Source organism: Kordiimonas sp. (assembly GCF_965216265.1).
Classification (GTDB): domain Bacteria; phylum Pseudomonadota; class Alphaproteobacteria; order Sphingomonadales; family Kordiimonadaceae; genus Kordiimonas.
Genome location: NZ_OZ244153.1, coordinates 1,058,949 through 1,072,138, shown reverse-complemented (window position 1 = coordinate 1,072,138; position 13,190 = coordinate 1,058,949). Strand labels below are relative to the sequence as shown.

The 13,190-nt window shown below is 54.7% G+C and carries 9 protein-coding genes; 2 read left to right on the top strand and 7 right to left on the bottom strand.

Features of this window, described 5'->3' with window-relative positions; translation table 11 throughout:
• Positions 1 to 19: 19 nt before the first annotated feature.
• Entirely contained in the window at positions 20 to 2,212 is a 2,193-nt protein-coding gene (locus tag ACOOGA_RS04960; protein ID WP_420429763.1) for a hypothetical protein, read from the bottom strand.
• 81 nt (positions 2,213 to 2,293) lie between these two features.
• On the opposite strand from ACOOGA_RS04960, the gene ACOOGA_RS04955 reads away from it, so the two are divergent.
• Positions 2,294 to 3,319 (top strand): hypothetical protein, encoded by a 1,026-nt coding sequence (locus ACOOGA_RS04955; RefSeq protein ID WP_420429761.1) that lies wholly within the window; start codon positions 2,294 to 2,296, stop codon positions 3,317 to 3,319.
• A gap of 43 nt (positions 3,320 to 3,362) precedes the next feature.
• On the opposite strand, the gene ACOOGA_RS04950 is transcribed toward ACOOGA_RS04955, so the two are convergent.
• From ACOOGA_RS04950 to ACOOGA_RS04940, 3 genes are all read right to left on the bottom strand, one after another.
• Positions 3,363 to 4,454 (bottom strand): efflux RND transporter periplasmic adaptor subunit, encoded by a 1,092-nt coding sequence (locus tag ACOOGA_RS04950; protein ID WP_420429759.1) that lies wholly within the window; start codon positions 4,452 to 4,454, stop codon positions 3,363 to 3,365.
• Positions 4,455 to 4,498: 44 nt separating this feature from the next.
• Positions 4,499 to 7,621 (bottom strand): efflux RND transporter permease subunit, encoded by a 3,123-nt coding sequence (locus ACOOGA_RS04945; RefSeq protein WP_420429757.1) that lies wholly within the window; start codon positions 7,619 to 7,621, stop codon positions 4,499 to 4,501.
• Positions 7,622 to 7,794: 173 nt separating this feature from the next.
• Positions 7,795 to 8,160 (bottom strand): ArsR/SmtB family transcription factor, encoded by a 366-nt coding sequence (locus tag ACOOGA_RS04940; RefSeq protein WP_417460540.1) that lies wholly within the window; start codon positions 8,158 to 8,160, stop codon positions 7,795 to 7,797.
• A 134-nt stretch (positions 8,161 to 8,294) separates the two neighbouring features.
• Between ACOOGA_RS04940 and ACOOGA_RS04935 the strand changes: the two genes are divergently transcribed.
• Positions 8,295 to 8,942 carry a response regulator gene (locus ACOOGA_RS04935; RefSeq protein ID WP_420429755.1) on the top strand — a complete coding sequence of 216 codons (648 nt, stop codon included), beginning with the start codon at positions 8,295 to 8,297 and terminating at the stop codon, positions 8,940 to 8,942.
• Here ACOOGA_RS04935 and ACOOGA_RS04930 read toward each other — a convergent pair.
• From ACOOGA_RS04930 to ACOOGA_RS04920, 3 genes are all read right to left on the bottom strand, one after another.
• Positions 8,911 to 10,977 (bottom strand): ATP-binding protein, encoded by a 2,067-nt coding sequence (locus ACOOGA_RS04930; RefSeq protein WP_420429753.1) that lies wholly within the window; start codon positions 10,975 to 10,977, stop codon positions 8,911 to 8,913. The two genes, ACOOGA_RS04935 and ACOOGA_RS04930, sit on opposite strands and share 32 nt — an antisense overlap.
• A 156-nt stretch (positions 10,978 to 11,133) precedes the next feature.
• A complete protein-coding gene (locus ACOOGA_RS04925; RefSeq protein ID WP_420429751.1) occupies positions 11,134 to 11,724 on the bottom strand; it encodes an N-acyl amino acid synthase FeeM domain-containing protein in 591 nt (196 codons plus the stop codon).
• Between the two features lie 215 nt (positions 11,725 to 11,939).
• On the bottom strand, positions 11,940 to 13,175 hold the full coding sequence (locus ACOOGA_RS04920) for an MFS transporter (RefSeq protein WP_417460536.1): 1,236 nt from the start codon (positions 13,173 to 13,175) through the stop codon (positions 11,940 to 11,942).
• Between the last annotated feature and the right edge of the window lie 15 nt (positions 13,176 to 13,190).

Sequence of the window (13,190 nt, the reverse complement as noted above, 5' to 3'; positions counted from 1 at the left end):
GTCTTTTTGTGTTCTGGATTTACTGTTTTTCTTCCCACAGAAATTCCGGCAGGGCTTCCTCAATCTGCCTGAGTGCAGCCTTGTCGGCATAGGCGTCATGAAGTCGCACGTTGCGGCCGGAAACGTCGGGGTCAAAATACTTATGTTTCAATAGGTGCGGGCCAATGTTCAAAAGATCCGCAAGTGCCATGCGATAGTCTTCGGATAGCACAAATTCCTCAAATTGGACGACAGTAATTTCGCCGCCCCGGAGGGATGTGGTGCCTCGTTGTCTCTCGAATTTCAGGCGATAATCACGGTAGCTTTTGATGAAACGCTGCACATCACCGTGGAAGTTCGGGTTTTCAGCCATATTGGCCGCGAACTGCGCGCGTGGGTCACGAAACACAGCGAAATAGTGGAAGTTTTCCAGATATTCGCTCAAGGCCACATTCTGGCAGTGGATAACGTTATCAAGCAGGAAGGTTTTCTCATGCTCAGGTTTGCGGCCCATAATGGCGCCGATCACGGCATCAATGAGCGCATTTGTAGCGGCGTGAAGGCTGGACGGGTCTTTCCTGCCGTGATGCACAAACGCGCCGTATGTTTTGAGGAAGGTCGCAGTTGCGGCTGCATAGGTGGGCTGGTCTTTCAGCGCGCACCAACGCGCAGACTGCACCGGAATATAACCGCTTTTGTTATCGTATGTTGCAAGGCCTGATGCGATTTTTGCGAAAAAGGCGGTCGCGTGAGGCACCAGTGGTCGTTTGCGCTTGATGCCGTGCAGGCCTTCGCTGTGCTCAATATGACGAAACTCACCATGCACAGGCTCGACCGCTTCAAATTCGCGGAAGAAATCATAAAGCGCCCCGGAACCCGACCAGCCCGTGCCAGCGACCATGATTTTCTGCAGCGCAGGCGGGTATTGCCTTAACGGTTCAGCATCGGTGTGTGGCGCGGAAAGATTACAGAGTGCAGAAAAAGCTTCCGTCCATTCAGCTTTTGAGGCGTTGAGGCCGCTGGTATCAAGCGCCTCCGCGAACTTCGCTTTGGCCTCATCAGGCTGGCCAGTGCCAATCAGGTCATAGGCTTGCTCTGCGATAGGGGAGGCAAGCTCAAACCGGGCTTCAGCCATAAGAGTCTGGATGGCAGGTTCGCCTTTAAGCTCTGGTGGGAGTGCTTCGGCGCGCTCAAGCGCTTGCGCCCATGCTTTTGAGTTGAACGCCACATGGACCTGTTTTTTGAGGAGGGAATCCTGACCGGGATGCTGCCCCAAGCCTTCTTCAATAGCGCTTTTAGCCAGCGCACTCTCACCCCCGTTCAAATACGCGTCGGCAAGCCGGATATAGAGACCGGGCACGGGGTTGTTTGGAGCCAGCTCAATAGCCTTGCGCCACTGTTTGGCTGCACTCACCCACTTGCGTTCCGCCATCAACAGTTCCCCAAGCGCAACTTCAAGCTCATGGGTGTCAGCCAGCGTTTCAAGCCCGCCCCTGATCACCTCGTGGGCGTCTTTGAAGCGGAAGGCATGCCTGAGCCCGGTGGCCAGCTTGCTATAGAGCGTGGGGATATCGAAAGGATGTTTCATCTGCCATATTGGCCACAGGATATCAGCGACCTTTGGCCATTTCCCTGAATTCTCAAGGTCATTGATTTCAGCCATCAGGCTTGTGGTGCCAAGCACAGCTTGCAGTTTTGCACCATTTTCGCACGCTGCAAGCAGGCGGCTATAACCAGCGTGTTTGGAAAGTGCGGCTTCCTTGGTGTGGCATAAATCTAAGGCCGCTTGGGCGTCGCCCATTTCAAGGAGTAAAGATGCTTGCTGAAACAACAGGCCTGTGTGGTTTGGCCAAGCGATGAGCGCAGGGGCGAGATACCGGCTGGCTGCCGTGTGGTCCTGCATCTGCCGAAGCGCGCGCACCACAAGGGTCACAGCATCTGGCCGGGGCGACGCTTTTGCCGCGAGCGAGCCGATGAGCTTGACTACAGCCGCCCTTTCCCCTTGCTCAAACATCACGCGTGCACGACGTATCAATTGTTTGTCGCGCAGGGTCTTGATTGATCTGAGAGGGTTGAACATGTGGCAGGCCTTGCGCTTCTGTTGGCGCGATTTTCCAAAGCGGTTGCTGAATGCATCTTGGTGTAGCATTTCCTTCACCGAATTGTCACGCAGCCAGATGCTGTTGGCACGAAGTTTCACCTGATGCACATGAAGCCACGATGAATAGGTCATTGCCTTGCCGGCTTGGGCGGGGCTATATGGTCCGGATACGCACCGGTTGCCGAACACGCTGGTGCCGGACCGGAGCGATATATGACCACCACTTTGTATTTATACATTGGGCTTGAGGCCTGCGGCAGCGGCCTGGTCCGGCAAGCGCTGGCTGAAAACCACGCAGCGCTGGCAGCGGAAGGTATCGGCCTCTGCTCTGCGTCAATCGCTTTGGTGGGCCGGAAAGATGCGGTCACTTTCCCGGATGCGTTTCTTGCAGGCAAACTTGAAGATTTGAATGCTGGCAGGACGGTTGATCTTAGCACTGAGTTTCAGGCGCTGAGCGCCAAGGCAGAAGCCCAGAAATTGAAAGCGGTGATACTCGCGGCAGATAGCCTGAATGCCGATGGGATGGCAGGCATGATGAAGGCCGCCAAGGCCTATTTTGACTGCAAGGTGATCTATTATTTTGCCCGGCAGGACGACTGGTTGGTGGAGACGTGGCGCCGTGGCCTGTTCAAAACCGGCATGGGCTTGCGTGTTTTTGTAGGCCAGTCTCTGGCAGCATCCGCCAAGGGCATTTACCGTGATACACTGAGCGCTTACATGGATGTGTTTGGTGCTTCAAGCATGCGGGTGCGGCTCGCCTGGCCAAAAGTGCTGGAAGGCGGGCATATCGTGCCGGATTTCTGGCACGCGATTGGGGCGCAGCACACCATGCCAGCCGTGCTTCCGGAGGAAGATACATCGGTCACAGATGAGCTGCGCAATGCGCTTAAGGAAAGCCCTTATCTTTTCAAAAATGCGCAAGACCATGAGCTGACTGATTTCATCTCAAGCCTTCACGTCACGCGGGGAAGCTCGCAAAACCACCCGTTGGATGATGAAACGCGCCGTGAAATCATGGAGCATTTCAAAGCCGAGAACCACTGGATCAAACACACCTTCCTGAAGGACTTTGCGATGCCAGGCTGGAACTCGGTGCCCAAACGTCAGGGAGCGGAACCACTTCAGAATGATCCGGTTACCGTGGCAGGGGTGACAGAGGCGATGAACCTGAACTTCGCCCTTCTCAAGGAATTGCGCGAGGACGTTGCCAAGATCAAAAAGAATATGGGCCTGAAGTAGCCCATCACTTCAAGCCCATATGGATTGCAGGTTTCGGCTTTTTCTAGCGGCTTTGGGGGTCGCTTTTGATCATGACATCCTGGCCCGGCATTAGCCGTTCACCACCCCTGATCACAACTTTGTCGCCTTCCTCAAGCCCCTGCTTGAGGGAAACCCAAAGCCCGATCGCCGCCTGAATGTCTGCAGTTATCTGCTCGGCCTTGTTGTCGGCACCTACCTTATAGATGAACTGGGTGTCCCCCTTGAGCACAAGCGCATCGCGCGGCACGGCTACGGCTTCCTGTGCTTCTTCCTTGGGTAGGCTCACCTTCACAGGGGTGCCTACCATCCAGTATTCCGGTTTTGATGTAAGGCGGACTTCCACCATGCGCGAGACCATGTCTCCCACAGGCACAACGGCGCGGATGGGCAACATGCGGCTTGTGCGCCCGTCATGAACCGCAACCTCATCGCCTGCTTTCAGGAAAGGCGTGATCGAGATCGGGGCAGGGATTACAACCTCGATATGTTCATTGTCGACAAGGCGGGCAATCTGATCGGCGATACTGACATATTCGCCCTTGTTCGCAAGCCGCTGCACGACGTGGCCGGGGAAGGGCGCGCGGATTTCCGCACGGGCGAGGTCGCCTTTTGCACGGTCAAGTGTCGCTTCAGCGTCGGCGATCTCCTGCGCCAGCATATCGCGCTGGGCGGTGACTTCCTGCAGTTTGGCTTGCGAAGTGTTATCGCTTTTTGCCAGTTCCTCATAGCGCTTCACATCCTGCTCGCGAAAGACAAGGTTGGCCTGCAGTCGCTTGAGGTTGGCTTCCGCGCGCCGTGCTGCCACAGAAAGTAACCTGCTGTCGATCCGCGCGATCACGTCGCCTTCCTTTACCGCCGTACCAACCTGGGCAATCCATGCCAGCGGGCCTTCCACCTCGCTCGCAATGCGGCTGTCGTTGACGCTGATCACGGTGCCGGACACCAGCATTTCTGGCGCCATCATGCGCTTTTCGGCGATGGCCACTTCTACCTGCGCTGGTGGCATTTGCGGCATGTCCTGTGCCATGGCGGGCGCAGGGGCAAGGGCGGTGAGGGCGAGGAGAAAAGCCACGCCCGCTGTTCTGGTTTTATGAAAAGAAATGTTCAATGCCATCGTAAACTCGTTTCTATCCTGTCTTTTAAATGCTGTGCGCTCGGCTATTTTGCCGTTTTCGCCTGATTATCAAACTTGTCGTCACTATCCATATCCGCACCTTCGCTTGTCACATTTTTGCCGGGCGTCAGTTGCAACAAGCTCGGCAGCAGCACAAGAGTGAAAAGCGTGGAAACGCTCATGCCGCCAACAATCGCCGCCGCCATGCCACGGTAAATTTCGCTACCGGACCCTGGGAACAGAAGGAGTGGCGCCATGCCGAACAGGCTGGTCAGCGTACTCATGAAAATTGGCCTGAGCCGCAGACGCAGGGCCTGACGCACGGCATCAACCCGGCTGAAGCCCCGGCTTTCCGCCCGGCGTGTCTGTTCGACAAGCAGGATGGCATTGTTGACCACAAGACCGAGCAAGATGATGAAACCGATCATGCCGAGCAGGTCGAGCGGCTGGAAGTTGATCAGGTTCATCAGGTTGATCGCAAGCACACCACCAACCCACGCAAGCGGGATTGAAATAGCGACAAGCAGTGCATCAGTAAGCGACTTGAAAAGCCCGGCCATGATCAGAATCAGCAGCGCAGCCGCAAGAAGGAAGTTGTTGATCAGTTCGGCCACGCCTTCGTCGAGGTCTGCCGCGCTGCCCGCATAGGTGATGGTGCTGCCCTGGGGCAACATGGCCATCAGTTGCGGCTCTATGTCAGATTTCAGTGTGGCAATCAGTTCCTCAAGCGACATGCCCTCCGGCGGGTTGACCGACAGGCTATAGGCCCGGCCCCGATCGAAACGTGCGATGGTGTTGGGCCCCAGTGTTGTCTTGAGGGTCGCCAGTTCACCCAGCGGCACGAGCCCGCCTTTAGGTGTCATCACTGGCAGGTCCGCCATCTGTTCCGGCGTCTTGAAACGTTCTGACTTCAGGTAGATATCCAGCCGCGAGGTGCCGTCAAAATATTCACCAAGCCATGCTCCCTGCCCAAGTTCCAGCACCACCATGGTGAGGTCATCACGAGTCCAGCCCACTTCCGCGAGGCGTTCGTCGTTTGGCTCGAACCTCAACTCGGTTGCCTCTGCGAACGGGTCAGGCATCGGGTTTGCATTTGCGCCGGGAATGCTGCCCATCACGATGCCCATGCCCGCCATGGCGGCATTTTTCACCGCGTCAAGGTCAGGGGACATCAGGCGCATTTCCACGCTGTTGCTGTCATCGAAGCCACCAAAGAGGCTGCGGCGCATGGTGAAGCCAAACATATCCGGGATGCCGGAGATAATCTCGGTTTGCACCACATTTTGCAGCTCTTCAAGCCGGGACCCGTCTTCACCGTTGAGCGCCAGCCAGCCGCCGGTTGCGCCGGGGAAAGACCAGAAGAAATAGTCGCTGATCTTCGGCTCCTTCTCACCCTTCAAATATGGCTGGATGCGGGCGTCGATCACCTGCGCGATCTCTTTATCTGCCGTTTCCACATTGGTGCCGGGCGGGAAGAAGAGGAAGCTGTCCACCGTGTCCCGCTTCATGGAAGGCATGAAGTTGAAGGGCGGACGCAGTACAAAAATAAGGGTCAGGGAAATGCTGATGAGACAACCAACCCAAAGCAGCCGTTTCACGTGCGTATTGGTCAGAGCCATCAAGCGATCGGTGAGACGGTCCCATACTGTAATGCCTTGCTCTGGCTCCGGTAGCTGTCGCATCCAGAAACGTGCAGTTGTTGGCAGGATCGTGACCGCGACAAAGAGCGATACGCTCACACCGATCGCGATGGTAAGCGCAAGATCGGCGAACATCTGCCCCACTGCACCCTGGAGAAACATGATCGGGATAAAGATGGCAACGGTCGTGGCGGTGGACGCGAGAAGCGCGCCCCAGACCTGCGTGGCACCTTTGTCACTGGCGTCAAGCGGACGTTCACCCTTCTCGCGTAACCGAACGATATTCTCGAGCACCACGATGGCGGCATCAAGCACCATGCCGCTCGCAAACGCGAGACCGGCAAGCGAGATAACGTTGAGCGTGCGGCCTGTCATCTGCAACACAAGGAAGGTGGTGAGAAGAGACACGGGGATCGCAAGGGCGATCAACATGGTCGCACGCCACTGGCGCAGGAACAGCCAGAGCGCAAAAACAGCAAGCAGCATGCCGATAACAAGGTTGCCGGACAGGAGGCTGATAGACCGGTTGATGTAAACGCTTGGGTCAAATGAGAATTGCGCCTTCAGCCCACGCTCGGCAAACGGGCCAGCGTTCAGCTGGTCCATCTTCGCTTTCACGCCTTCAAGGGCCTCAAGCACGTTAGCGTCGTTGTTCTTCGAGATACCCATGCGGAAGGATGGGTTGCCGTTCTGGTAGATGAAACCGTCGGCACGGCCAATATCAATCTTGACGGTGGCGAGGTCCCCAAGGCGCACGGGCAGGCCGTTGCGCCACTCGAGGATAAGGTCGGCAAGTTCGTCAGCGTCATAGCGGCCCTCAAGGCGCACGGTATATTGTTTGCGGCCCACATCTACAAAGCCGCTTGAGATATCAACCGACCGGCCAACACGGGCCGGGACCTTCGCAATGTCGATGCCAAGCTCCGCAGCGCGGTAGGGGTCGAAGATGATCTGGAGCTGCTCACCCGTGCCGCCGCTGCCGTCATCGAACTCGATGCGCGACACACCGTAAAGTGACTGCATCTCGGGCACGATCACGTCACGGATATAACGACGGTTCTTGGATACCTGCTCAGGGTTCAGGTCTTCCATCTGGATATAATAGTCGATCAGCGTATCGTTGGCGTCGCCCCATTCACCCATGAAAATTTGCGGTTTTTCCGCGCTGGCGGGCAGAGGGCGCAAGCGGTTGAGGCGGCTGATAACCTCGATGAGCGCCGTCGTCATATCTGTATCAAGCGCGAACTCAAGCTGCATGAAGCCAAAGTTGGCCATATTCCAGGAAACCATCTCAGTCATGCCGGGGGTGCCTTGCAGCACTTCCTCAACTGGAACCGCGATTTCCGATTCCATCTCAGCGGGCGATGCACCAGGCCATGAGTTTACCACAGAAATGATTGGTTTCTGGATCTGCGGCAGCAGTTGCGCAGGCATATTCACGACCGACATGATACCCAGCAGCATTACAACTGCAGATACAATGGCAACGGCCGCCGGATTGTTAAGGCTTTGGCGAGTTAATTTCATGGTTTGTCTCTGTCGTGTCTTGTTTTTATGCCTTGGGCGCCCAAAAGTTCTCTATTCGTTCTTCTCTGGCAAGTTGTTTTGGCACTCTCGTTTGGCGTTCATATTACATTGCTCAAAACTGTCTGATAAATGTCACGCTTTTGCGTATTTCGAGCAGGAATAGGTAATAGTTTCTAAGCTTTAGTTTGGCTCGAGCCCTTTCCGTTTTCCTCCTCCTGAAGCTTGACCAGATAGGTGTCTAACCTATCAAGCCGCTCGGTCCACAGCGCGCGTTGGCCGACGAGCCAATCTTCGGCTGGAGCGAGTGTGCTGGGTTCAAGTTCGCATGTGCGGGTCCTGCCGATTTTTGTAGACCTGATAAGGCCACAGCGTTCCAGTACCTTGAGGTGTTGCATAAAAGACGGCAACGCCATGCCGAATGGCGCTGCCAGCTCGCTGACCGTGATCGGGCCGTTTGATAATTGTTTGATCACCGCGCGCCTTGTTTTGTCTGACAGGGCATGGAAAACGAGATCAAGGGCTGCATTATTGTTAGTCATGCGCCTAAGTATCATGGCGGGATGCACCCGGCAACATATATTTAGGTAGTTGCCTAAGTTTTGGGAATTTTGGGAAAGTTGACGCTTTGTGCCCTGAGCCCTATGGATGAGGGCTATCGCGCCGGGGGATATACATGAGCAAGAAAGTTGCAGTTGGGACGGTTGACGGTGAAGCGCTTGTGAAAGAGGCTGCGGCGCTGTTGCATGATTTGCGTACACCGCTCCTGACTATTCGCACACTCGCGGTTCTGCTTGATGATATTAATGTCAAAGCGTCACCTGCGCGCGAGATTGAGAAACAGGTCGACCGGTTAAATGAAAGACTGGATGCTTTCTGGCGACAGATAGAGCCCTCAGCGGATGGGGCTGTGGACACTGTGGCGGCTGAACCGCAGGCCGCCTATCGAGTGCTTTATGTGGATGATGATGAACTGCATCAGGACATAGGGCGCCGTATGCTGGTGCAAAGTGGCTGCACGGTTGTGGTATGCGCCAACGGGGCCGAGGCACTTGAACGCTGCGCCGAGGAGAGTTTCGACCTCGTTTTTCTCGATCGGAATACACCCATATTGAACGGGTTAGAGGCTGCGCGGCAACTGAGCGAGAAGGCCGGCCAAATTCCCTACCTGATCGGAATGTCAAATGACCCGCGTGGAAGCTTGGTCAGGGTGGAGTGCCTTGAATCTGGCATGCAGGACTATTTCGCCAAGCCGCTGACGGTTGAAAAACTTGCAGCTGTGTTTGAAGGGGTCAGTTCCCGCCAACGGCGCGAAGGCCAGTAACACCTGCGTCGCGTGGTTTCATGCGTTTGGCTGCGGGCAGGGAAAGGTGGAACTCTGTGCCTGAACCCAACTGGCTCGCGGCCGTGATCGAGCCGCCATGCTCGGATACAATGCGTTTGATAACACCCATGCCGATACCGGAGCCGCCTTGGGCGCGGTAGCCCGTTTCAGACCGGTCCCAAAGGGTTGCGAGGCGTTCCTCGCTCATGCCCGCGCCGTTATCCTTGATAGTGCAGACAATCATGTCACGGTCTTGATCAAAGGATGTAGAGACCACAACGCTGGACTTCGCTTTGTTCAAAGCGCGAAAGGCGTTGGAAAGGATGTTGGAGAACAGAATGCCGACCTCTTCCTCGTAACCATCAAACGGTGGTACCTCATTCAATTCAAGTGTGACGAGCCCGGCGTGGGTGGGGAAGCTGGAAACAACATCAGTGATCGTCTCATTGAGGTTGAAACGGCTGAATGTCTTTTTGTGCTGACCTTTGAGCATGCGCGCCATTGTGGACACAAGCGCATGCCCCTTTTTCACCTGCTCAAGGATTTTGGCCTGTTGCTCTTCTGGTGAGAAGGCATCGCCCGCCAGCAGAAGTGCCTCAATGTTTGAAAACGGTGTTTTAACATCGTGATTATATTCGTTGAGGCGAGACACAACGGTGAGCGTTTTCTCGGCTTCATTCATGCTGTTTTCCAGCGCATCAAGCGCGGTCAGCCGCTCAAGCGCCGGGCCGATCTCAGATGAGATCCATTCCAGCAGCCGAATGTCATCAACGGTGAACTGCGCTGCTTTCAGGGGGCGACCCAGCGTTATGAAACCAGCGATGTCGCCGTGCAGCAGGATAGGAACACAAGCACTCGCGCGAGCCTTGGTGAAGCCGTCTTTGCTTTCCTCGGGCGCTTCATCATAGAAGGCAATGCCCTGATGGTCAGAAAGGCTGCTGAGAAGTGCCTGGTTGTTTTTGGGGGGCGGGAGAAGTGAGGTCACCCCGCCAGTCGCTCCCGTTTCAATGCGCAGCCAGCCGCTCTGCTCGGGCCCGCCAAACCGGGTGGCGTTCAGATCGATGTGATAATCTTCAACCTTGATAAGTTTGAGCATAGCCTCATCGCAGAGATCACGGAGTCCGCTCAGCGACGAGCAATTCTTCAAGCCCTTCAGCATCCATGTGGTTGTGTAGTCATAATTGTAGCCGGGTTGCTGGAAATAACGATCACGAAGGCCGGATATCGCGAGCACAAGGCGCGGATAAGCCTCCAGCATGCCAAAGAGTGCTGTGACACGAAGGAAGCCAAGTTCATATGTCGTCAACGCGGTTTGGGCCATGCCAAGTTCAAGCAGCGCATACCCTGCGCCAAGAACGAGCAGGGATACGGCTTTAACAAGCCCGGCGTGTACCGCTGTGCCAACGCTGATCATATGGTGGCGCAAGAGGGCGTACGCGAGGATTGAAAGACCAAGCACATTGCCAGCCATGCCAAACAGTTTGGATGAGCCAAAACTAATAACGCCCAGCGTGGTGCCAATGACAATGGCGGCGATAAGCCAGCGCATGCGTTGCTTTTCGCGGAAGATGGCGTTTTTGAGCGCGCTGCCCGTCAGCACAAGGCAGAAAAGGCTGGCGCCAACAAAATTGGCCTCATGCACACTTGAGATCAGGTCAGGGGCTGTGACAAAGCCCTCAGCCGTGGATGTAAGTATGCTGGGTTGAAGAAGGTTGCTGACATAAAGCCAGAGGCTGGTAAGCCCCGATGCTGCGATGATACTTTTGATGGCTGGCGTCGCGCGTGTCCGGGTGATCTGGGTGAAGAAAACGATCATGCACGGCGCGATGAAGAACATGCCAAAGCGAAGAGCATGAAACCAGGGTGCCAAAGCAGCAGCGTCCTGAACGGAAGAAGCCAGGAACAGGTCGAGCGACCATATGCCAAAACAGAACCACAAAAGGGCGAAGGATACAGCTGTCTTGCTGCGCGAAGCGCGCAGGACGTAGATCGAAACTGCAAAGTCGATCAACGCGACAACAAGATAACCGGTCACTCGTAGTCTCCCTCCAGCGTGATTGCTAAGTAATTGTCTACATTACATCCTATAAGGGTTTACTCTTAAGCGCTACATGTATCACGTGTTATTTTGCATCTTTAGATGAAATAAGCGTTAACCGGGGCCATAAAATGACCCCGGTTTCGCGTGCCCCTAGCAAAGGCCGAAGCGTCGTAAGGTTTTATATTTCGGGTCGTTGTTTACGAGCTGCCGGGCAACACGAAGGTTGCAAGCCATTAAAACTACATCGAAATCCAGGGCCAGCGACCGCTTCACCCCCGATATTGGCTCGAACTGCATGCTCTTGTAGAAATCCACCTGTGTCGCGCGGGGCGAGGTCACAATATAATCAGCACCTACTTCCAGAGCTTTGTCGAAAACATTCTTGAAAAGCTTGAATTTGAGCCGGAGGGCCTTGTGCTGGTATGTTGGGTGAACAACAAATTTGTTTGATTCGACCACACGGCTTTCAAAACCGATATGGGCTTCCATCTCGTCAGGAAACAATTCCTGTGCCGGAATGCCCAGGTCTGGGCGCTCGGGCTGATATATACAGGCCCGGATGGAACCAGCAGGGAAGCCTTCAATATATTCTATGAAGGAGTGGCAGTTTGGCGCCGTATCATAGGGGTCCATGAAAGCGTGCTGGCTGTTTTCCTTGATGGAAGCCTTTTCGAGATAAGCCGTGTAGCGGAGCTCGTATATCTGTTGTTCCGGCGATTTCTCAATCTGATGAGTTAACATGAGTTTCTCCTGTTCAGCTAAAATGCGGTTGTCGGGCATGGTGTCCCGTGTTCATTTTAGGCTGTAAGGAAACTCTTGGTTACAGGAATACACTTATTAGACGTAAAATATTGGTTTTACGGGATAAATTGAGGCCGGAATGCAATAAAGCCGCCGAATTTTCGGCGGCTTTTGCTGAAAAGTATGAGCTCGAGCGCTGTTTTTGAGTCTTTGCACTATCCGGCGGCTTGGTTCCGAACGGTCTCCCGTTTGAAGAAAAATAGCGCGATCAGGATACAGGTGAGCGGCACCAGCGACAGGTAAAATGCTGTGCTGCCACCAAGGCTGCCAAACACATTTCCTGTAATAACCGAGCCGGTGGTGCCACCGAGCGCAGAGAAGATTACGATCAAGCCGGTCATCTCTGAATGCTGATATTTCGGTAGCGCGCTCAATACAGCGGAGTTTATTGCCGGATATATGGGTGCGAGGAAGAGACCGATGAGCGGGAAAATGTAGGCTGCCGCCGGGGCGTCAGTCCAGGTCACATTAGGGTTGGCGATCACATCTTCCGCCATCGGCAGGCTTATAAGCACAAGCGCACCAACAGCCAGGACGCAAACATTCAGCACCGGATACCAATCGAACCGCGCCATCACAAGCCCGGCACTCAAGCGCCCGATCGCAAGTGTGGCCGCGAAAATGCTGGTGGCCTGGATGCTCATGCTCTCGGGCAGCATCAGTACTTCATTATTGAAGGTGGGGAGCCAGGTGCCTATTCCCTGTTCAATGAGCACATACAGGAATGCAGAAATAACAAAGATATAGCCGATAGGGCGAATGACGAGGCGCATCATATCCATAAAATCATCGCGCAGGCTGCTGCCTTCGTGATGAGCTTCACTTTCATCAAAGGGAGTGAAATAGATGATGACAATGCTCAGCGCAGCAAGGGCTGCAAGCGGCCAGTATACATCCAGCCAAGTCTGGGAGTATCGGTTTCCGTCTTCCACAAAATAGCTGAACATGCCGTAGCCAGCGAGCACGCCGGTCATGAAAATGCCCTCAAGCGTGTTCATGAAACTGGCGTGGGATTTACGGCCGTCGGTAATAAGCCCCACCGTGGAATAGACCGAAACCTTCACAAGTGCGAAGGAGACCCCGACGGTTAGAAACAGCAGTTTGGTAGTGAGGAACGCTGGCACCAGCGGCATGGAGATACAGGCAAACGTGACCAGCAAAAGCCCGGTCATCATTGCATTGCGGAAGCCAAAGCGTGGCAGGAACGAAGCCACCAGAAACGAGACAATAGCGATGGGCAGGTCTTTATAACCTTCAAGCACGCTCGCGTCCGCATGTGTCAGGTCATAGTTTTTGATAACTTGCAAGATGACAGTACCAACGCTGTTGAGCAGAATGGCAAAAACAAAATAAATCAAAAATAATGAGAACTTGATCCGCCAGTTGCTCATAACACCTCCCCGTTC